This is a genomic window from Streptomyces sp. NBC_01450 (genome assembly GCF_036227505.1).
GTDB lineage: Bacteria > Actinomycetota > Actinomycetes > Streptomycetales > Streptomycetaceae > Streptomyces.
Map to the genome: position 1 here is coordinate 10529934 of NZ_CP109480.1, position 23647 is coordinate 10553580.

The 23647-nt window shown below is 73.5% G+C and carries 3 protein-coding genes; 2 read left to right on the top strand and 1 reads right to left on the bottom strand.

Annotation, left to right across the window (positions count from 1 at the left end):
- Positions 1-131: 131 nt before the first annotated feature.
- Together OG568_RS47045 and OG568_RS47050 are read left to right on the top strand one after the other, a co-directional pair.
- Positions 132-22172 carry a non-ribosomal peptide synthase/polyketide synthase gene (locus tag OG568_RS47045; protein WP_329536052.1) on the top strand — a complete coding sequence of 7347 codons (22041 nt, stop codon included), beginning with the start codon at positions 132-134 and terminating at the stop codon, positions 22170-22172.
- 56 nt (positions 22173-22228) lie between these two features.
- Complete coding sequence (locus OG568_RS47050; RefSeq protein ID WP_329536053.1) at positions 22229-22432, top strand: MbtH family protein; 204 nt, start codon at positions 22229-22231, stop codon at positions 22430-22432.
- An 80-nt stretch (positions 22433-22512) separates the two neighbouring features.
- Here OG568_RS47050 and OG568_RS47055 read toward each other — a convergent pair whose 3' ends face one another.
- Positions 22513-23595 (bottom strand): iron-siderophore ABC transporter substrate-binding protein, encoded by a 1083-nt coding sequence (locus OG568_RS47055; protein WP_329536054.1) that lies wholly within the window; start codon positions 23593-23595, stop codon positions 22513-22515.
- Between the last annotated feature and the right edge of the window lie 52 nt (positions 23596-23647).

Genomic DNA, 23647 nt, shown 5'->3' on the forward strand with positions numbered 1-23647 from the left:
CCTCAGCTGCTGTGACTTGGGCCGGCGGATCCAGAAGGGGTCTACCAAGTAAGGCAATCCTTACCTTACTATGCGAGCGGTCGCGGCTCCGCTGAGCCGTTCCACACCGCAATGGGGAGGCACGGGCAGCTGTGTCGGGCAACACGCGTTCTTCTGCACGGGCAAGGGCGGCGGACGACTTCTGGCGGCGGCGGTTCGCGTCTCCGGTGCCGGAGACCTCGCTCCCACTGGACTTTCCCCAACCGTCTCGCCCGGAGGGGCCGGTGTCCCGCGCGCGGCGTGCGGCCGTGCTCGACGTGACAGCCGACGAGATGACCCGGCTCGCCGCCTTCGTGGCCCTGCTGCACCGCTACGGCGGCACGGCGGCGACCGAGGTGACGGTCGCCCACGAGGGACTTCCGCTGCGCGTCGCGGTCGACGGCGACACGGCGTTCGCCGACCTGCGCGAGCGCGTCACGGCCGCGTGCGCGCAGGCCGTGACCCATCACCTGCCGACCGCCGAGCTGCTACGACTGCTCGCCCCCGAACCCTTCCGCGGCGGCGGCCTGTTGTGCGCCACGGGCTCCGGACCCGCGCCCTGGGACGAGGGTGGCCCGCTCGATCTGGCCCTGACCGTGACCGACGGGGAGGTGTCGGCGGACTACCGCGCCGACCTCTTCACACCCGACACCGTCGACCGAATCCTCGGCCACTACCGCACGCTCCTCGCCGACGCCCTCGCCCGCCCGGCCACCCCGGTCGCCGACCTGGAACTCCTGGGCGAGGAAGAGCGGCACCGGATCCTGCGCGACTGGAACGACACCGCGCACGCCGTACCCGCGCTCACCTGGCCGCGGATGTTCGCCGACCAGGTCGCCGCGCGCCCGCACGAGGTGGCCCTCGTCCACGAGGACGTCCGCCTCACCTACGCCGAACTCGACGCCCGAGCCGCCCGGTTGGCGCACGCCCTGGTGGCCCGGGGCGCCGGCCCGGAACAGGTCGTCGCCCTCGCCGTACCGCGCTCGGCCGACATGATCGTCGCCGAGGTCGCCGTGCTGAAGGCGGGCGCGGCCTATCTGCCCGTCGACACGGACTACCCGGCCGACCGCATCGCCTACATGCTCGCCGACGCCCGGCCGGTCTGCCTCGTCACCACCGCCGAGATGGTGCCCGACCTCCCGCCGGGCATCGATCCGCTCGTCCTCGACGCCCCGGACACGGTCGCCGAACTGGCCGCCCACCCCGCCCACGACCCTTCGGCCGCCGACGGGTTGACGGTCGCGCACGCGGCCTACGTGATCTACACCTCCGGCTCCACCGGCCGTCCCAAGGGCACGGTGCTCTCCCACGCGGGCGTCGCCAAGCTCGTCGCCACCCAGCGGGAGCGCTTCGGGATCGGCCCGCACAGCCGGGTCCTGCAGTTCGCCTCGCCCAGCTTCGACGTGGCGTTCTGGGACCTGTGCCTCGGCCTGCTGTCCGGGGGCCGCCTGGTCGTCGTGCCCGCCGACCGCCGGGTGCCGGGCGCGCCGCTCGCCGACTACGCGAACGAGCACGGCATCACTTTCATGATCCTGCCGCCCGCGCTGCTCGCCGCCATGCCCGAGGACGTACGACTCCCGCCGGAGGCCACCCTGCTGGCCGGGACGGAGCGGGTCTCGCCCGAGCTGGTCGGGCGGTACGCGCGTGGCCGGATGATGTTCAACGCCTACGGCCCGACCGAGGCCACCACCAACTCCACGCTGGGCCTGTGCGATCCGGACACCCCGCCCGGCACCATCGTGCCCATCGGCGTGCCCGACCCCGGCACCCGCGCCTACGTCCTCGACGACCGGCTGCGGCCCGTGCCCGCCGGGGTCACCGGGGAGCTGTACCTCGGCGGCGCCGGACTCGCCCGCGGCTACCTGGGTCGCCCCGGCCTGACCGCCGAACGCTTCGTCGCCGACCCGTTCGGTGCCCCCGGCGACCGCCTCTACCGCACCGGCGACCTCGTGCGCTGGAAGGCGGACGGACGACTGGAGTTCCACGGCCGCGCGGACAGCCAGGTCAAGATCCGCGGCTTCCGCATCGAACCCGGCGAGATCGAGTCCGTCCTGCGCTCGCACCCGGCCGTCGACCAGGCCGCGGTCGTCGTCCGCGAGGACCACCCCGGCGAACGCCGGCTCGCCGCCTACGTCGTGCCCTCGCTGGACGCCGACACGAGCCCCGACGAAGGCGTCGCCGACTGGAAGGACCTGCACGAACTTCTGTACTCCGCCGCCGGATCGGAGGGCTTCGAGGAGAACTTCGCCGGCTGGAACAGCATGTACGACGGGCTGCCCATCCCCCTCGCCGACATGCGCGAGTGGCGGGAGGCGACCCTCGACCGGATCCGCGCACTGCGGCCCCGGCGCGTCCTGGAGATCGGCGTCGGCAGCGGACTACTGCTCTCCCGGCTCGCCCCGGACTGTGAGGCGTACTGGGGCACCGACCTGTCCGAGGAAGCCGTACACGCCCTGGAATCCCAGGTGTCCGCCGTCCCCGAACTCGCCGACCGTGTCACCCTGTTGGCCCGGCCCGCGCACGACCTCTCCGGACTGCCGGAGGGTCACTTCGACACGATCGTCGTCAACTCCGTGGTCCAGTACTTCCCCGGCGGCGACTACCTCACCGGCGTACTCCGTGACGCCGCCGCGCTGTTGGCACCCGGCGGTGCCCTCTTCGTCGGCGACGTACGCAACCTACGGCTCCTGCGCACCCTGAGCGCGGCGGTCGAGCGCGGACGGGTTCGGGACGAGGCGGACGGCGACAAGGAGGCCTTGCGTGCCGCCGTGGACCGGGCCGTCGCCTGGGAGGGCGAACTCCTCGTCGACCCGGACTACTTCGCCGCCCTCGACGGTCTCAGCGCGGACATCCGGATCAAGCGCGGCACGCACCACAACGAACTCACCCGGTACCGGTACGACGTGGTCCTGCGGCCGCGGCGCGAGGTCCTCGAGGAGACACCAGAGTCGCCCTGGCCCGCGCTCGGTTCGCTCCGCGCCCTCGACGAACTGCTCGGCGAGCGCCCGCACCGACTGCGCGTCACCGGCATCCCCAACGCCCGCCTCGCCGACGACCTGGCAGCGCTGGGCGCCCTCGACGACAGCAGCAGGCCCGCAGCCGGACCGCACGGCGTGGACCCCGAATCCCTGTACGAGACCGCCGCACGGCACGGCTACGAGGCGACGCTCACCTGGAACGGTGACGCCGAGGACGGCAGCCTGGACGCCGTGCTCGCCCCCGCCGGGGACAGCCCCGCCGTCGTCCACTACCGCCCCGGAAGCGGTCACCCGCTCACCAACCGTCCGGCGCCCTTCCGAAACGTCACCGCCCTGATGGCGGCACTGCGGGCGCACGCCGCCGAGTACCTGCCCGACTACATGGTCCCGGCCGCCTTCGTCCCGCTGGACCGGCTGCCCGTCACACCCAGCGGCAAGCTCGACGCCGCCGCGCTGCCCGTGCCGGACCTCACCCGGCTCAGCGCCGGGCGGGCGCCCGAGACGGCTCGTGAGCGGCTGCTGTGCGACCTGTACGCACGGGCACTCGAAGCGCCGTCGGTGAGCGTCGACGACGACTTCTTCGCGCTCGGCGGTGACAGCATCGTCGCCGTCCAACTCCTCATCCTCGCCCGCCGGGCGGGCCTGGAACTGACCCCGCGCGACGTCTTCCGCCACCGAACGGTCGCGGAACTCGCCGCCGTCGCCCGTACAGGGGCGTCCGACCTCATCGATGACACCCCGTGGAAGACGCTGAGCGAGGACGAACTCGCCGCAGTCCAGGGCGAGTACACCATCGACGTCGAGGAGACACTGCCCCTCGGCCCGCTCCAGGAGGGTTTCTTCTTCCACGCCCTGGTGGACGGCGCCGAACACGACGCGTACGTCGTGCAGCAGGTCATCGAGCTGTCCGGACCGGTCGACGGCGCCCTTCTGCGTGCGGCGGCGCAGCGGCTCCTGGACCGGCACGCCCCGCTGCGCGCCTGCTTCCGGCAGATGCCCGACGGCCGGCCCGTCCAGCTCATCGCCGCCGGGCTCGAGCTGCCCTGGCGCGAGGTCGACCTGGCCGCGCAGGACGACGGCACGGTCCGGCGCGCCCTCGCCGAGGCCGTCGCCGCCGACGAACGCGCCCACCGCTTCGACCTCACCAGGCCCCCGCTGGTCCGGTGTGCGCTCATCCGGTTCGGGGAGGACCGCGGTCGTCTGATCCTGACGTTCCATCACATCGTCGCGGACGGCTGGTCCCTGCCGGTCCTGCACCGCGAACTGCTCGCCCTGTACGGCGAGAACCCGACGCCCCTGCCCGAAGTCGCGCCCTACCGCGCCTACCTCCGCCGGATCGCCGGTGCCGACCGCGAGGCCGCCCGAGCCGCCTGGCGCACCACGCTCGCCGGCGTCAAGGAACCCACCCGGCTGGTCGAGGCCCCCGCGCCCGCCGGACCGGTCGAACCCGCCCAGATCCGCCTCGAGTTGTCCGAGCGTGTCACCGCCCGGCTCGCCGCCCGCGCCCGGGAACGCGGAGTGACCCTCGGCACCCTCGTCCAGGGAGCCTGGGGACTGCTCCTGGGTCGTATGACGGGCCGTCAGGACGTGTTGTTCGGCACCACCGTCGCCGGCCGTGACGCCGCCGTCGATGGCATCGAGTCGATGATCGGCCTGTTCATCAACACGCTGCCCACCCGGCTGCGCTGGGCCCCCGGCGACACCCTCGGCGGGCTGCTGGACCGGCTCCAGGAGGAGCAGAGCGCGCTCCTCGACCACCAGCACCTCGGCCTCGCCGACATCCAGCGGGCCGCCGGGCACACGGGCGGCGGTGAACTCTTCGACACCCTCGTGGTGTTCGAGAACTACCCCGGCGGCGAGGGCGCCACGGGTATCACCGACCCCACCGGCACGATCGCCGTCGCCGGGCACGCCTTCCACGACGCCGTGCACTACCCCCTGGCCCTCATCGTCAAGCCCGGCCGCCGTCTCGACCTGCGCCTGAAGCACCACGCTCGACGCCTCGACGCCGACACCGTGCAGTCCCTCGCCGACCGGCTCACCCTCGTCCTGCACGCCCTGGCCGACGACCCGGCCGCCCGGGTCGCCGACCTCGAACTGCTCACCGCGGACGAACTGGCCGGCGCGCACCCGGCGGGGGAGTGCCGGCCGGTCCCGGCCACCACGCTCGCCGCCGCGTTCGCCGCGCAGGCCGCGCGCACCCCCGACGCCACCGCCGTCGTCTTCGACGGCACGACCACCCTCACCTACGCCGAACTCGACGCACGTGCCGAGGGGCTGGCCACACGGCTACGGGCCAAGGGCGCCGGCCGGGAGCGGTTCGTCGCCGTCGCCGTACCCCGCTCGGCCGAGCTGATGGTGGCGCTGCTGGCCGTCCTGAAGTCGGGGGCCGCCTATCTGCCCCTCGACCTGGACTACCCGCCCGAGCGGCTCGCGTACATGCTGACCGACTCGGGGGCGACCACGGTCGTCACGACACGAGGGGACGCGGGACGCCTTCCGCCGGTCGAGGGCCTGGACGTGCTCACGGTCGACACGGACACGACGGACCCCCTGCCGGACCGGGTCCCGGACCCCGCCCGCCCCGACGACCCCGCCTACCTCATCTACACCTCCGGCTCCACAGGCCGCCCCAAGGGCGTCGTCGTCACCCACCGCGCCATCACCAACCGGCTGGCCTGGATGCAGGGCGCGTACGGACTGACCGCCGACGACCGGGTGCTGCAAAAGACGCCGGCCGGCTTCGACGTGAGCGTCTGGGAGTTCTTCTGGGCGCTGTGCGAGGGCGCCGCCGTCGTCCTCGCCGCGCCGGACGGCCACCGCGACCCCGCCTACCTGGCCCGTCTGATCCGGGCCGAGGGCGTGACGACGATGCACTTCGTGCCGTCGATGCTGGCGGCGTTCCTCGCGTCCGACGAGGTCACCGCCGACGCCGCGTGGGCGGGCAGCCTGCGCCGCGTGTTCAGCAGCGGCGAGGCCCTGCCCGGGTCGGACGCCCGCCGCTGGCGGGACCTCACCGAGGTCCCGCTGCACAACCTGTACGGCCCCACCGAGGCCGCCGTCGACGTGACGCACCACGCCTACGACGGCGCGTCCGACACCACGGTGCCCATCGGCCGGCCCGTCTGGAACACCGGCCTGCGCGTGCTGGACACCTGCCTGCGCCCGGTCCCCGACGGGGTGCCCGGCGAGCTCTACCTGACCGGCGTCCAGCTGGCCCGCGGCTACCACCGGCGCCCCGCGCTCACCGCGGACCGGTTCGTCGCCGACCCGTACGCCACCGAGCCCGGCGCCCGCATGTACCGCACCGGCGACCTGGTGCGCCGCCGCCCCGACGGGACGATCGACTACCTCGGCCGCACCGACCGGCAGGTCAAGCTGCGCGGCAACCGGGTCGAACTCGGAGAGATCGAGGCCGAGTTGACCCGCCACCCGGCCGTCGCGCGTGGCGCGGTCGTCGTCCGCGACCAGCGCCTCGTCGCCTACGCGGTCCCGGCATCCGGAGCCGTCGTCGAACCCGCCGAGCTGCGCGACGCCCTGGCGGACGCGCTCCCCGCGCCTCTGGTCCCGGAGGCCTACGTCGTTCTCGCCGACCTCCCGCTCACCCCCAACGGCAAGCTCGACCAGGCCGCGCTGCCCGCCCCCGAGGCCGAACGCGCCGCCCGCCGGGATCCCGCCGGGCCGCTGGAGCGGCAACTCATCGAGATCTTCAGGGTCGTTCTGGGCATCGAGGACGCGGGCCCCGACGACGACTTCTTCCGGCTCGGCGGCGACAGCATCAGCTCCATCGGCGTCGCCAGCCGGGCCCGGGGGGCCGGCCTGGACCTCAGCCCGCGCGACGTGTTCACCCACCGCACCCCCGCGGCCCTGGCGGCGGCAGTCACCGAGACCGTGACCACGGCGGCTGCCCCGAACACCGGCGCCGCCCTCACCCTCACCGCCGCCGAACACGCCCGTGTCCGCGCCCTGGCCGCCCCGGCGGCGGTCGCCGACGTATGGCCGCTGGCCCCCCTCCAGGAGGGCCTGTTCTTCCACTCCGCGTACGACGAGGGCGCCCTCGACGTCTACACCGTCCACGAGACCTTCGACTTCACCACCCGGCTCGACACCGCCCGGCTGCGGGCCGCCGTCCGCACGCTCCTCGCCCGGAACCCGGGCCTGCGCGCGGGCTTCACCAGCGACGGACTCGACCAGCCGGTGCAGTTCATCGTCGAGGACCCGGACATCCCGCTCGACGAGGTCGACCTCTCCCAGCTCACGGCAGCCGAACAGGACGTACGACTGCGCGAGTTGACCGACGCCGAGCGCAACCGCCGCTTCGACCTGTCGGCGCCCCCGCTGTTCCGGCTGCTCCTGCTGCGCCTCGGCGCGGAGCGTGGCGACCGGCTCGTCATCGGCCGCCACCTGATCCTCTGGGACGGCTGGTCGGCCTGGCTGTTCCTCGACGAACTGTTCGCGCTCTACGAGACGGGTGGCGACGCGACCGCCCTGCCCGCGCCCGGCAGCTACCGCGACTACCTGACCTGGCTGGAGCGGCAGGACGACACCGCCGCCACGGCCGCCTGGCGCACCGCCCTGGCCGGTCTCGACGAGCCCACCCTGCTGGCCCCGGCCGCCACCGACGGCCTCGAACCGGTCATCCCCGACCAGCTCGACATACGCCTGCCCGCCGCACTCGGCGACCGGCTGCGCGAGACGGGCCGCGCCCACGGCCTGACCCTCAACACGCTCTTCAACGCGGCCTGGGGACTCACCCTCGCCTCCGCCACCGGCCGCGCCGACGTCGTGTTCGGCACCACCGTCGCCGGCCGGCCCAGCGAGGTCCCGGACGTCGGGAACATCATCGGCCTGTTCCTCAACACCGTCCCCACCCGGATCGCCCTCGACCCCGCCGAACCGGTCCTCGGCCTGCTCCGCCGCATCCAGGGCGAACGGCTCGACCTGATGCCCTACGAGCACCTCAGTCTCGGCGTGCTCCAGGCCGAGACCGGACACCGCAAGCTCTTCGACACGCTGTTCGTGCTGCGCAACAACGACACCGTGGAGCGGTTGGAGGAACTGCGCACCCGGCACGGCGCCACGGCCGTCGCCAACGTCGACGCCACCCACTACCCGGCCAACCTCGTGATCACCCCGGGCCGCGAGATCGCCGTCACCCTCACCCACCGCCCCGACCTCGTCCCGGCGGACCGCGCGCAGGCCCTCCTCGACCGCTTCGCGCTGCTCGTCGACCGCCTCACCGCCGACCTCACGGCACCGGTCGGCTCGCTCGACCCGCTGCTGCCCGCCGAACACGAGGCGCTGCGGCGGGAGGCGGCGGCGAGCCGGGTCCCCGACCCCGAGGACACCATCGCCGACCTGCTGGCCGCACAGGCCGGGCGCACCCCGGACGAGCGTGCCCTCGTCTTCGGCGAGCGCACCCTGACGTACGCCGAACTCGACGCGGCCGTCAACCGCATGGCCCGGCTGCTGATCGACCGAGGCGCGGGCCCCGAGAAGGTCGTCGCTCTCGCCCTCCCGCGCTCCCTCGACATGGTGGTCGCGCTCTTCGCGGTCCTGCGCACTGGAGCCGCCTATCTGCCCCTGGAGTTGGACCATCCGGCCGACCGCCTGTCCCTGATGCTGGCCGACGCCCGCCCTCTCCTGCTGCTCAGCACCAAGGCCGTATCCGCCACGCTGGACGGCGAGACGACCCGCGTCCTGCTCGACGACCCGGAAACCAAGCGGGAGCTGAGGAGCCAGTCGGAGGCGCCCGTCCATCGCCGCTTCAGCCTCGAACACCCCGCCTACGTCATCTACACCTCCGGCTCCACCGGCCGCCCCAAGGGCGTCGTCACCCCCTACCGGGGCCTGACGAACATGCAGTTGAACCACCAGAAGGAGATCTTCGAGCCCGCCATCGCCTCGGCGGGCGGGCGGCGGCTGCGCATCGCGCACACCGTGTCCTTCGCCTTCGACATGTCGTGGGAAGAGCTGCTGTGGCTGGTCGAGGGCCACGAAGTGCACGTCTGTGACGAGGAGTTGAGGCGTGACGCCGAGGCGCTGGTCGCCTACTGCGAGCGGCACCGCGTCGACGTCGTCAACGTCACCCCCACCTACGCCCGCCTCCTCATCGAACAGGGCCTGCTGGAGGGCCACGTCCCGCCGCTGGTGCTCCTGGGCGGCGAGGCCGTGCCGGAGACGGTGTGGGCGGCCCTGCGCGACACCGAGGGCACGTACGGCTACAACCTGTACGGGCCGACCGAGTACACCATCAACACCCTCGGCGGCGGCACCCTCGACAGCGACACCCCCACGGTCGGCCGCCCGATTCGGGGCACCCGCGCCCACATCCTCGACGCCTGGCTGCGCCCGGTGCCCGACGGGGTGCCCGGCGAGCTGTACATCGCCGGAATCGGCCTGGCCCGCGGCTACCTGGACCGGCCCGCGCTGACCGCCGAACGCTTCGTCGCCGACCCGTTCGGGGACCCCGGGGAGCGCATGTACCGCACCGGCGACCTGGTGCGCCGCAACCCGGACGGCAACCTCGACTTCCTCGGCCGCACCGACGACCAGGTCAAGATCCGCGGCTACCGCATCGAACCCGGCGAGATCGAGACCGCCCTCAGCCGCCACCCGCTGGTCGCCCAGGCCGCCGTGGTCGTCCGCGACGAACGCCTCGTCGGCTACGTCGTGCCCTCCGGCGCGGACTCGGCCGAGCGCACCGCCGCCGAGGCCGCCCAGGTCGGGGAGTGGCAGGAGATCTACTCCGACGAGTACGAGGAGATCGGCACCGCCGTCTTCACCGAGCGGTACGACGGCTGGGACAGCTCCTACGACGGGCAGCCCATCCCCTTCGAGGAGATGCACGAGTGGCGCGAGGCCACCCTCGCCCGCATCGGCGCGCTCCGCCCCCGTCGCATCCTCGAAATCGGTGTCGGATCGGGCCTGTTGCTCTCCCGGCTCGCCCCGGACGCCGAGGCGTACTGGGCGACCGACTTCGCCGCCCCCGTCATCCGCAAGATCGGCGAGGAGGTACGGCGCGACCCCGCTCTGGCCGCCAAGGTGGAGCTGCGCTGCCGGCCGGCCGAGGACCTGAGGGGTCTACCCACCGGCTACTTCGACACGATCGTCATCAACTCCGTCATCCAGTACTTCCCGAGCATCGAGCACCTCACCGCCGTCCTGCGCGGCGCCATGGACCTGCTCGCGCCCGGCGGCGCCCTGTTCGTCGGTGACGTACGCAACCTGCGCCTCGCCCGCACCTTCCACACGGAGATCCAGCACGCCCGCGGCACCACCGACGCCGACCCGGAGCGGGCCGTCGAACGCGGTCTGCGCCTGGAGAAGGAACTCCTCGTCGACCCCGACTACTTCACCACCCTCGGCTACGGGGTCGACCTGCGCACCAAGCGCGGGCACCACCACAACGAGCTCACCCGCCACCGCTACGACGTCGTCCTGTACGCCGATGAACCGGACGTACGGCTGGACGGCGCACCTGCCGTCGACTGGGCCACGGCCGACACCATCGGTGAACTCGTCGACGGCAACTGGTCCACGGCCGAGGACATCGGCGAACTTCTGCGCGGCAACCGGTCGGCGAACGGCCGTATCGCGCAACCCCCGGGCGACGATCGGCCCAAGGCACTGCGCGTCACCGGTGTGCCCGACGGCCGCACGACCGACGGGGGCGTCGACCCGGAGGACCTGCACGCACTCGGCAGGGCGGCCGGGTACGAGGTGCTGACGACCTGGTCGGGGGAGGCCCGCACATACGACGCCGTGTTCCTGACGTCCGCCGAACCGCGCCTGACCGGCGGCCTGTTCCGCCCCGGCGGCGGTACCCGCCCCTACGCCAACGACCCGACAGCCGCTCGCGAGGCCAGCGCCCTGGTGCGGCGGCTGCGCGAGGACCTGGGCCGGGAACTGCCCGACTACATGGTCCCGGCCGCCTTCGTCACCGTCGACGGCCTGCCCATGAACGCCAACGGCAAGCTCGACGTGCGCGCCCTGCCCGACGCCGAGCCCGCCGTCGCCCTCGGCGGCGGGCGTGGACCGCGCACCCGGCAGGAAGAGGTGTTGTGCCGCCTGTTCGCCGAGGTGCTCGGACTGCCCGAGGTCGGCGCGGAGGACAACTTCTTCGACCTGGGAGGGCATTCGCTGCTCGCCACCCGGCTGGTCAGCCGCGCCCGCACCGAACTGGGCGCCGAACTCGCCATCCGCGACCTCTTCGAGGCGCCCACCCCGGCCCTGCTCGCGGGGCGGGCCGACCAGGCGAGCCCGGCCCGCCCCGCGGTCACCCCGGTCACCGACCGGCCCGCCCGCATCCCACTGTCGGCCGCCCAGCGACGGCTGTTGCTGGTCGAGCAGATCACCGGCAGCGGGGTCGCCTACAACTTCCCGCTGGTCGTCCGGCTGCGTGGCGGCCTCGACACCGACGCCCTGGCCGCCGCCCTGCGGGACGTGGCCGGCCGGCACGAGGCGTTGCGGACCGTGTTCCCGACGTATGAGGGCGAGCCCTACCAGCGGATCGTCCCGGCCGACGAGGCGATCCCCGTCTGCACGGTCGTCGACTGCGCGGAGGACGAACTGCCCGCGCTGATCGAGTCCGCCCAGCGCCGCCCCTTCGACCTCACCGACGAACTCCGGCTGCGCTGCGAGGTGTTCCGGCTCGGGCAGGACGAGCACGTGGTGGCCGTCGTCCTGCACCACATCACCACCGACGAGTGGTCCGACCGCCCCTTCCTCGCCGACCTCGACGCCGCCTACGCGGCCCGCCGCGAGGGACGGGCGCCCGACTGGGCGCCGCTGCCGGTGCAGTACGCCGACTACACCCTCTGGCAGGAACACGTCCTCGACCAGCTCGGTGAGCGGCAGCTCGACTACTGGACCGAGGTGTTGCGCGGCGCACCGGAGGAGCTGACACTGCCCCTGGACCGGCCTCGCCCCGCAGCACCCACCGGGGGCGGCGGCACCGTACGCCGTGCCGTGCCCGCGGAGACCGGCCATGCCCTGCGCGACCTGTCCGCCGCCACCGGCACGAGCATGTTCATGCTGCTCCAGGCCGCCACCGCCGCGCTCCTGCACCGGCTGGGCGCGGGCGACGACATCCCGCTCGGCGCCCCCATCGCGGGCCGTACCGACAGCGGGCTCGACGACCTGGTCGGCTTCTTCGTCAACACCCTCGTCCTGCGCACCGACCTGTCCGGCCCGGCCGACGACCTGACGTTCCGCCGGCTCCTCCGCCGGGTGAGGGAGTCCTCCCTCGGCGCGTTCGAGCACCAGGACATCCCCTTCGACCGGGTGGTCGAGGCCGTCAACCCGCCCCGCGTGACCGGCCGCAACCCCCTCTTCCAGGTCATGCTCGGCTACCACCACCGCCCCGACGGCGACCCGGACACCCTGCTCGGACTGCCCGCCGACTGGTACGACATGGACACCGGCACGGCCAAGTTCGACCTCGACTTCACCTTCGTCGACGAGTCCGACGCCTCCAGGCGCATCACGCTGCTCCTGGAGTACGCCACCGACCTGGCCGACCGGGAGACCGCCGCCCTGCTCGCGGAACGGCTCGTCCTCCTCCTCGACCGGGCCGCCCGCACCCCGGACGCCCCGCTGGCCGACCTCGACATCCTCACCCCCGACGAGCACGCCGACGCCGTCGGCGCCTGGAACGACACCACGCACCCGGTCGAGACCCGCTCCGTCCCCGAGATCCTCGCCGACACGGCCCGCCGTCACCCCGGGCGCACGGCGCTGGTCACCGGCCCGGGCGACTCACCGACCCGCACCTCGTTCGCCGAACTCCAGGCCTGTGTAGACGAGTTGGCGGCACGTCTGCACGCGCACGGCGCCGGACCCGGCACGGTCGTCGGCCTCGCGCTGCCCCGGCACGAGATGGTCCCCGCCCTCCTCGGCGTGCTCGCCTCCGGGGCCGCCTACCTCCCCCTCGACCCCGAACACCCCGCCGACCGCCTGGAGTTCATGCTCACGGACGCGGCCCCCGTCTGCCTGCTCACCACCACCGCACTCGCCGGACGCCTCCCGGACGCACCGGCCGTACCGCGCGTGCTGCTCGACGCCCCCTGGCCGGCGGCCGAACGGACCCCGGACGGCCCGCCACCGCACCCGCGGCAGGCCGCCTACACCATCTACACCTCCGGCTCCACCGGCCGCCCCAAGGGCGTCATCGGCACCCACCGCGGTCTGAGCAACCTCTACGCATCCCACCTGCGCGACCTGATCGAACCGGCTGTCCGCGACACCGGACGGGACGCGCTGCGCGCGGTCCACGTGGCCTCGTTCAGCTTCGACGGCTCCTGGGAGCCACTGCTGTGGCTGCTCGCCGGCCACGAACTGCACGTCGTCGACGAGCCGGCCATGCTGGACCCGGCCGCCCTGTTGCACCGCCTCGCCCTGTCCGAGATCGACTTCGTCGACCTGACTCCCACCTATCTGCGCGAGCTGCTCCACCACGGCTTCCTGACCCCCGGCGCCCCGGTTCCGTCCGTCATCGCCGTCGGCGGCGAGGCCACCCCGCCCGCCCTGTGGCAGCGCCTGACCGCCCTGCCCGACACGGCCGTGCACGACCTGTACGGCCCCACCGAGTGCGCGGTCGACGCCTACGGCTGGCATCACGGCAGCACCGACTGGGCCGCCCCGCTGGACAACATCCGCGCCCACGTCCTCGACGACCGCCTGCGCCCCGTCCCGGTCGGCGTGCCGGGCGAGCTGTACCTCGCGGGCGAGGGCCTGGCCCGCGGCTATCTGGGCCGACCGGGCCTGACCGCCGAACGGTTCGTGGCCGACCCGTTCGGGGCGCCCGGTGAGCGTATGTACCGCACCGGGGACCTGGCGCGCCGCCGGCCCGACGGCACGCTCGTCTTCCTCGGCCGCGCCGACGACCAGGTCAAGCTGCGCGCCTTCCGCATCGAACTCGGCGAGATCGAGGCCAAGCTGACCGGGCACCCCGCCGTCTCCGCCGCCGCGGTCGTCGTACGGGAGGACCGGCCCGGCTCGCCCCGCCTGGTCGCCTACGTCGTCGCGGACCGCACGAGCGAGCAGACCCCGGACCCCGCCGCGCTGCGCGCCCACACCGCCGCCATCCTCCCTGCACCCATGGTGCCCGCGGCCTTCGTCACCGTCGACGCGCTGCCCCGCACCGTGAACGGCAAACTCGACACCGCCGCCCTGCCGGCCCCGGACCCCACGGCCACCGCGGTCACCGGCGGACGCCTGCCACGCACCCCGGGCGAGGAGCTGCTGTGCGCGCAGTTCGCAGCCGTCCTCGGCGTCGAACGCGTCGGCCCCGACGACGACTTCTTCGCGCTCGGCGGCCACTCGCTCGTCGCGATGCGGCTGGTCAGCCGTATGCGCGCGGTCCTCGGGGGAGACGTGTCGCTGCGCGCGGTCTTCGACGCGCCGACGCCCGCCCGGCTCGCCGCCCGACTCGACGCGGGCCGCACCGCCGCCCGTCCCGCACTCGACGCCGGACGCCCGCGCCCCGAGCGGCTGCCCCTGTCCTTCGCCCAACGGCGGCTGTGGCTGCTGCACCAGGTGGAGGGCCCCAACCCGGCCTACAACATTCCGGCCGTCTGGCGGCTCACCGGCCCCCTGGACCGGGAGGCCCTCGAAGCCGCCCTGAACGACGTCGTCGCCCGGCACGCGCCGCTGCGGACCGTGTTCCCGGCAGTGGACGGGGTGCCCTACCAGCACGTCCTGGACCCGGAGCAGGCCCACGTCCAGCTCTCCACCGCCCCCCACGAGGACCTTGCCGCGCAGGCAGCCCACCCCTTCGACCTCGAACGCGAACTCCCGCTGCGCGCCGTCCTGTTCCACACGGACACGGACGAACACCTGCTGCTGCTCCTCCTGCACCACATCGCCACCGACGAGTGGTCCGACCGCCCGCTGCTCGCCGACCTCGGCACCGCCTACGCGGCCCGGACCGAGGGCCGGGCGCCCGACTGGACGCCGCTGCCCGCTAGTTACACCGACTACACCCTCTGGCAGCACGACCTCCTGGAGGCGACCGGCGCCGACCTGCTGGCCCATTGGACCGGCGCCCTCAGGGGGCTTCCGGCGGAGCTGAACCTCCCCGCCGACCGCCCGCGCCCCGCCGAGTCCAGCAGGCGCGGTGGCACCGTCGGCTTCACCGTCTCGCCCCGCCTGGAACATGCCCTGCGCGCCCTCGCCCGCGACCACGGCGTCAGCATGTTCATGGTCGCCCAGGCATCCGTGGCCGCACTGCTGCACCGACTCGGCGCCGGCGACGACATCCCCCTCGGCGCCCCGGTGTCCGGCCGCGGCGACGAGGCCCTCGAAGACCTGGTCGGCTTCTTCGTCAACTCCCTGGTGCTGCGTACCGACCTGTCCGGCGACCCCACCTTCGCCGACCTGCTCGCCCGCGTCCGCGAAACCGACCTGGCCGCCTACGAGCACCAGGACCTGCCCTTCGAACGGTTGGTGGAGGCGCTCAACCCCGAACGCTCCCTCGCCCGGCACCCGTTGTTCCAAGTGATGGTCGTACACCTCGCGGGCCAGAGCGACGGACCCGTCCTGCCCGGACTGACCGCTCGCCGGGAGACCGTGGGCCAGGACAGCGCCAAGTTCGACCTCAGCTTCGACTTCGTCGAACGGGGCGACGGTGCCGGCATCCAGGGCTGGATCGAGTACAGCGCCGACCTCTTCGACGCCACCACCGCCGAACTCCTCGCACGGCGGCTGGAGTCGCTCCTGGAGCAGATCGCCGCCGACCCCGGCCGACGCGTCGGCACGCTCGACGTCCTGCGCGACGACGAACACGCCCTCGTCCTCACCGACTGGAACGACACCGTCCGGGCCGTCCCCGACCTCACGCTGCCGGAACTGTTCCGTGCCCAGGCCGCCCGCACCCCCGAGGCCACGGCGCTCGTCTTCGAGGACACCGCCCTCACCTACGCCGAACTCGACCTCCGGGTGGAGCGGCTCGCGCACACCCTCGCCGCGCACGGGGCACGGGCCGAGGCTCTCGTCGCCGTCGCCCTGCCGCGTTCCCTCGCCCTCGTGGTGACCCTGCTCGCCGTCCACCGCGCGGGCGCCGCCTATCTGCCCCTCGACACCGGCTACCCGGCCGACCGGCTCGCGTACACGCTCACCGACGCTCGCCCGGTCTGCCTGGTCACCGCGGAGGGCGTCACGCTCCCGGACACCGACGTGCCCACCCTCACGGTGGATGCGAACGGCACCCCCGAGTGCCCGGCGCACGCACCCCTGCCCACCGCCCACGACCCCCGCCACCCCGCCTACGTCATCTACACCTCCGGTTCCACGGGCCGCCCCAAGGGCGTCACCGTCCCCCACCAGGGCATCGCCAACCGGCTCCTGTGGATGCAGGACACCTACCGTCTCGACTCCGGCGACCGGGTGCTGCAGAAGACCCCGGCCGGGTTCGACGTGTCGGTGTGGGAGTTCTTCTGGCCGCTCATCACCGGCGCCACCCTGGTCGTGGCCCGACCAGAAGGCCACCAGGAGCCGGCCTACCTGGCCGAGCTGATCAGGCGTCAGCACATCACCACGGCCCACTTCGTGCCGTCGATGCTGCGCGCCTTCCTCGCCGAGCCCACCGCCGCCCTGTGCACCGGCCTGCGCCACGTCATGTGCAGCGGCGAGGCGTTGCCCTCCCCGCTGGCCGCCCGCTTCCACCAGGTCCTCCCGGGCAGCCGGCTGCACAACCTGTACGGCCCCACGGAGGCGTCCGTCGACGTGACCGCCCACGAGGTGCCCGACGACCCGGCCACCGTGCCGATCGGCCGCCCGGTGTGGAACACCCGCACCTACGTCCTCGACGCCGGCCTGCGTCCGGTGCCGCCCGGTGTCGCGGGAGAGCTGTACCTGGCGGGCGCCCAGTTGGCCCGCGGCTACCTGGGCCGCCCCGGCCTGACCGCCGAGCGGTTCGTCGCCGACCCGTACACCGACGCGCCCGGCGCCCGGATGTACCGCACCGGGGACCTGGCCCGCTGGACCCGGGACGGCGAACTGGAGTACCTCGGCCGCGCCGACGACCAGGTCAAACTGCGTGGCTTCCGGATCGAGCTCGGCGAGATCGAGAGCGTGCTCGCTGCCCATGAGAGCGTCGCGCACGCCACCGTCGTCGTAGGGGACGAACGGCTCGTGGCGTACGCCGTCCCGGCCCCCGGCACGACGGCCGACCCCGCCGTCCTGCGCGCCCACGCCGCGGCCACCCTGCCTGAGTACATGGTCCCGGCCGCCGTGGTCACCCTCGACGCCCTCCCGCTCACCCCGAACGGCAAGCTCGACCACCGGGCGCTGCCTGCCCCGGACTTCGCCGCCGAGGTGACCGACACCCGGCCGCGGACCCCGCTGGAGGAGACCCTGGGCGCCCTCGTCGCCGAGGTGCTCGGCCTCGAACGAGTCGGCGTGGAAGACGACTTCTTCTCCCTCGGCGGGGACAGCATTGTCGCCATGCAACTGGTCGCCCGGGCCCGTGCCGCCGGGCTGGCGTTCAGCCCGCGCGACGTGTTCCGGCACAAGTCGGTTGCGGGGCTGGCCACGGTGGCGACCACGACCCTGGACGAACGGATCGACACCACCGCCCTGCTCGACCTCACCGCCGCCGAACGCGCGGAGCTCGCCGCCCTGCCCGCCGGTACCGAGGCCCTGCCCGTCTCCCCGCTCCAGGCCGGACTGCTCTTCCACGCGGCCCTGGACTCCGGCGACGAGGAACCGGACGTCTATACCGTCCAGATCTCCTACGACCTCGAAGGCCCCGTCGACGCCGACCGGCTGCGCGCCGCAGCGCAGGACCTGCTCGACGCCCACGAGAACCTCCGCAGCGGCTTCCGGTACCTGTCCTCCGGACGCCCTGTGGCCGTCGTACCGCGCACCGCCGTACTGCCCTGGCGGCAGCTCGACCTCACCGGCGGCGCTGGTGACGAGGCGGCCTGGACCCGGCTGCTCGGGCAGGAGCGGCGCCGGTTCGACCCCGAACGCCCCCCGCTGCTGCGGCTGTTGCTGGCCTGGCTCGGCCCGGACCGGCACCGGCTCGTGCTCTCGCACCAGCACCTCCTGTTGGACGGCTGGTCACTGCCCCTGCTCACCGCCGAACTGTGGGCGCGCTACGAGGGCCGCACCCCGGCCGCACCGGCTCCCTACCGCGAGCATCTGCGGCTGCTGGCCGCCCAGGACCCGGCCGCCTCGACCGCCGCGTGGACCGAAGCGCTCGACGGCCTCGTCGAACCCACCCGGCTGGCGCCCGCCGACCGCGACCGTGCCGCCGCCGTACCGCACACCCACACCGTCGAACTGGACCCGGACCGCACGGCGGAGCTGGAGGCGTTCGCCCGGCACCGGGGCGTCACCCTCAACACCCTCGTCCAGGCCGCCTGGGGCGTGCTCCTCGGCCGGCTCACCGGCCGGGACGACGTCGTGTTCGGCGCCACCGCCGCAGGCCGCTCGCCCGAGCTGCCCGGGGCCGAGTCGATGATCGGCCTGTTCATCAACACCGTGCCGGTACGGGTACGCGTCCGCCCGCAGGAAAGCACGGCCACCCTGCTGGAGCGGCTCCAGGACGAACAGTCCCGGCTCATCGCCCACCAGCACTTCGGCCTCGCCGACATCCAGCGGGCCGCCGGGCTCGGCGAACTCTTCGACACCCTGGTGGTGTTCGAGTCGTATCCGGTGTCCGACGCCGCCGAGGAGGGTGTCGGGCCGCGCGTCACCGTCCTCGACCACGAGGACTCCACCCACTACCCGTTCACGTGGGCGGTCGAGCCCGCCGAGCGGCTCCGGCTGACCGCCGAGTACCGTCCCGACCTGTTCGAACCGGCCGTCGTACGACGGATCACCGCCGGCCTCACCACTCTCCTCATCGGCATGGCGGCCGAACCCGACCGCCCCGTGGGCCGCCTCGACCTGCTCGGCCCCGCCGGCCGACACACCGTCGTCGAGACCTGGAACGACACCGCACTGCCCGCGCCGGAGCACGAACGGCAGGGCACCGTGCCCGCGTTGTTCGCGGCACAGGCCGCCGCGAGCCCCGACGCGGTCGCCGTCACCGACGGCCGTACGACCTGGACGTTCGCCGAACTCGACGTGCGCGCCGACCGGTTGGCGCGGATCCTGGCCGGACACGGGGCCGGGCCTGAGCGGATCGTGGCCCTCGCGTTGCCCCGCACCGCCGACCACATCGCCGCGATCCTCGCCGTGATGAAGGCGGGCGCCGCCTACCTGCCCCTCGACCCCGACCTGCCCGCGTCCCGGCTGACCGGCATGCTCGACGACGCCCGCCCGGTCATGATCCTGGCCACGGGGGAGACCGCCGCCGCGCTGCCCGCCACCGACGTGCCCGTCCTGCGCCTCGACACCCGGGCCGACGGACTGCCGGAGGCGGAGCCCGTCGCCCCCGGCCCCGACCACCCTGCCTACGTCATCTACACCTCCGGCTCCACCGGCCGCCCCAAGGGCGTCGTCGTCACCCAGAGCGGGCTCGCCAACCTCTTCCACAGCCACCGCCACGACCTGCACGACGTCGCCAGGCGCCGCACCGGACGACGGCATCTGCGGGTCGGCCACGCGTGGTCGTTCTCCTTCGACGCCTCCTGGCAGCCGCAGCTGTGGCTGCTGGACGGGCACGCCCTGCACATCGCGGACGACGAGATTCGCCGCGACCCCGAACTCCTCGCCACCTTCATCCGCGACCAGGCGATCGACTTCATCGAGGTCACCCCGTCCCTGCTCGCCCAGATGGCGGACAGCGGTCTGATCACGCCCGAGGGTGACTGCCCGCTCGCGGTGGTCGGCTTCGGCGGCGAGGCCGTACCCGACGCGTTGTGGGCGCGGCTCGCCGCACTGCCGGACACCGAGGCGTTCAACCTGTACGGCCCCACCGAGGCCACCGTCGACGCGCTCGTCGGCCGGGTCCGCGACAGCGCGAGCCCGGTCGTCGGCCGCCCGGTCCACCACTCCCGCGCCTACGTGCTGGACACCGCTCTGCGCCCGGTCCCGCCCGGCGTCACCGGGGAGCTGTACCTGTCCGGACCGGGCCTGGCCCGCGGGTACCTCGGTCGCCCGGCACTCACCGCCGCACGCTTCGTCGCCGACCCGTACGCCACCGAACCCGGCGCCCGGATGTACCGCACCGGCGACCTGGCCCGCTGGACCGAGGACGGCCGGCTGGAGTTCGCCGGCCGCACCGACGACCAGGTCAAGATCCGCGGCTACCGGGTCGAACTCGCCGAGATCGAGGCCGCGTTGCGCACCCACCCGGCCGTCGCGCAGTCGGTCGTCGTGGCCCGCGAACACCGGCCCGGTGTACGGCAGCTCATCGCGTACGCGGTCGTCCAGGACGGCGCGGAGGATCCGGCCGCTCTGCGCGCGCACGTGGCCGCCGTTCTGCCCGACTACATGGTCCCGGCCGCGGTGGTCGCCCTTGACCGGCTGCCGCTGATGTCCAACGGCAAGCTCGACCGGGCTGCCCTGCCCGCCCCCGACTTCACCGGGGCGGGCGGTGGCAGGGCCCCGGAGAACGACACCGAGCGCACCCTGCGCGACCTGTTCGCGGACGCCCTCGGCCTGCCCGCCGAGACGCTCGGCACGGACGACGACTTCTTCTCCTTCGGCGGCGACAGCATCATCGCGATGCAACTGGTCGCCCGGGCCCGCTCCGGCGGCCTGCGGGTCACCCCGCGCCAGGTCTTCCAGCACCGAACCGTCGCGGCCCTGGCCGCCGTCGCCGTCCCGCTCGGCACCGAGGAACGGCACGCCGTTCACGACGACGGCACCGGCACCGTCCCGCTCACCCCGATCATGCGCGCCCTGCTCGATCGCGGCGGCCCCATCGCCGCCTACCACCAGGCGGCCCTGGTCCGCACCCCGGCCGACCTGACCGAGCCCGGTCTGCTGGCCGTGCTCAAGGCGCTCGCCGACCGGCACGACATGCTCCGCGCCCGACTCGTCCGCCACCCGGTGGGGACCTTGCGGGTTGCCCCGGCGCAGGACACCGACGTCAGCGGCTGGCTCACCCGGGCCGACGTACACGGCGCGGACGAGGCCGGACTGCGTACGGCCATCTCCCGCCACGCCGAAACGGCCCGGGCCGGGCTCGACCCCGACGCCGGGGCGATGGTGCGGGCGGTCTGGTTCGACGCCGGACCCGGGCACCCCGGCCAGCTGCTGATCCTCGTCCACCACCTGGTGATCGACGGCGTCTCCTGGCGCGTACTGCTGCCCGACTTGGCCACCGCCTGGGCAGCGGTCAGAGACGGTCGTACGGCCGAACTGGCGCCCGTGGAGCTGTCGTTCGCCCGCTGGGCGCGCCTGCTCGGGACCCGCGCCGCCGATCCCGCCGCCGAGGACGAGCTGCCGTGGTGGACCTCCACCCTTGCCGCGGGCGCCGACCTCCCCCTGGCCCGCCCGCTCGACCCGGCCCGGGACACGGTCGCCACCACCCGCTATCTCTCCCTGACCCTGCCCGCCGACCTCACCGGCCCGCTGCTGAGCCGGGTCCCGGCCGCGTTCGGCGCCACCGCCAACGACGTCCTGCTCACCGCGTTCGCTCTCGCCGTCGGCGACTGGCGGGCCCGGACGCTGGGCGCGCGGCGACCGGGCGGACCCGTCCTGGTCGACCTGGAGGGCCACGGCCGCGAGGAGGAACTCGCGGGCGACTCCGATCTGTCCCGCACGGTCGGCTGGTTCACCAGCGTCGTCCCGGTGCGGCTCGACCCGGGCGGCGCCGACCCGGCGGACGCCTTCGCGGGTGGCCCCGCGCTGGACGCCGCCCTGGCCCGGATCCGCGCCCACCTCACCGCGCTGCCCACGGCCGGGATCGGCCACGGACTGCTGCGTCACCTCAACCCCGGGACCGGCCCGCGCCTCGCCCAACTCGGCGAGCCGCAGATCGAGTTCAACTACATGGGCCGCTTCGACCACCCGGAGGCCGCCGACTGGTCCTACGCCACCGAGGACGACGCCGCCGACCTCGACGCCGACCCGGGCATGCCGATGTCCCACGCCCTGACCCTGAACGCCCTCACCGAGGACCGACCCGAAGGACCGGAACTCAGCGCCCACTGGGCGTACGCGGCCGAACTCCTCACCGAGGACGCGGTACGGGACCTGGCACACACCTGGTTCCGGGCGCTGGAGGCGGTGGTACGGCGGGCCGCCGCAGTGAACCGGCCCGACGACCGGGCCTGACCGACTCGCACGTACCCACGAGAACAGATCAGACCAGAAAGGCAAGGACCCCCGACATGAGCAACCCGTTCGAGAACCCCGACGGCGTCTACTCCGTCCTCGTCAACGACGAGGGCCAGTACAGCCTGTGGCCCGACTTCGTGGACGTCCCGGCCGGCTGGACGGTCGCGCACGGCCCGGCGGGCCGCCAGGAGTGCCTGGACCACATCGAGACCAACTGGACGGACATGCGACCCAAGAGCCTCGTCGACGGAGTCTGAGACACGGATGGGGGGCGGGCCCGTGTTCTTCGGGCCCGCCCCCCATCCGCATGTTCAGGAAGCCGACGGTCGACGACGGTTCAGGAAGCAGGCTGTCCCACCTTCGTCGCGGTCTTGCCGTCCTCCGCCGCCGCGAGCTGCGGCACCATGCGCTCCAGGACGTAGGGGATGCTCAACACGGTCGACAGGGACACCGCGTTGCCGTAGTCACTGGTCTCCTTGATGAAGACCTCGCGGCCCTGCTTCACCACGTTCAGGTCGGCGTAGACCTTGTCGCTGTGCAGCTTGGCGACCGCCGAGGTGGTGTCCGGCACGATCCACACGTCGACGTCCTGGTCGAGCAGGTCGAAGCGCTCCTTGCTGATGTTCGCGCCGAACTGGTCCCCGATCACCTTGTCGAGGTCCTTCGGCAGCGAGAAGCCGAGGTCGGACAGGAACCGGGAGCGCGGGTCCTGGCTGCCGAAGACGAACGTGCCCTCGTACGGGGTCGCCATCACCGCCGAGGCCCCGGCGAACGCCGGGTTGGCCTTTTTCGCCGCGGCGAACTTGTCCTCGACGCCCGACACCAGCGTCTTGGCCTCGGTCTCCTTGCCGAGCGCCTTGCCGATCTCCTCGGTCTGCTGCTGCCACGGCACGCCGTAGTTGTTGTACGCCTTCGGCTGGGCCACGACCGGCGCGAACTTCGACAGACTCTCGTACTGGGACTTGGTCAGCCCCGAGTAGACGGCGAGGATCAGATCGGGCTTCAGGGCGGCTATCTTCTCCACCTGGGGACCGGTGCCGGTGTCCTTGAGGACGGTCGGCGCCGCCGCGCCGCCCAGCTTGTCCTGGGCCCACGGACCGACGGCGCCCTTGTAGCCGCCCAGCCACTCGGTCGTCGCGACCGGCACCTTGCCCAGGGCGAGGACGGCGTCCTGGTCGGTGAGGCCGACGGTGACGATCCGCTTGGGCTCGGACTTGATCGTCGTACTGCCGAACTTGTGGTCGAGCGTCACGGGGTAGGCGCCGGCGACGGACTTCGAGTCCGACCCCGACGTGCCGGAGGAGGACGAGCCGGAGCCGGAGCCGGAGTCGGAGGAGCCGCAGCCGACCGCCGTGACGGCCAGCAGGACTACGGAGGCGAGCAGACCGGACAGCCGTGAGGCTCTGGTGACGCGGGTCATCGGGTGATCCTTCTGTTCGTCGCGGTGGGGTCGGCGGGGGGTGGCTGAGTCG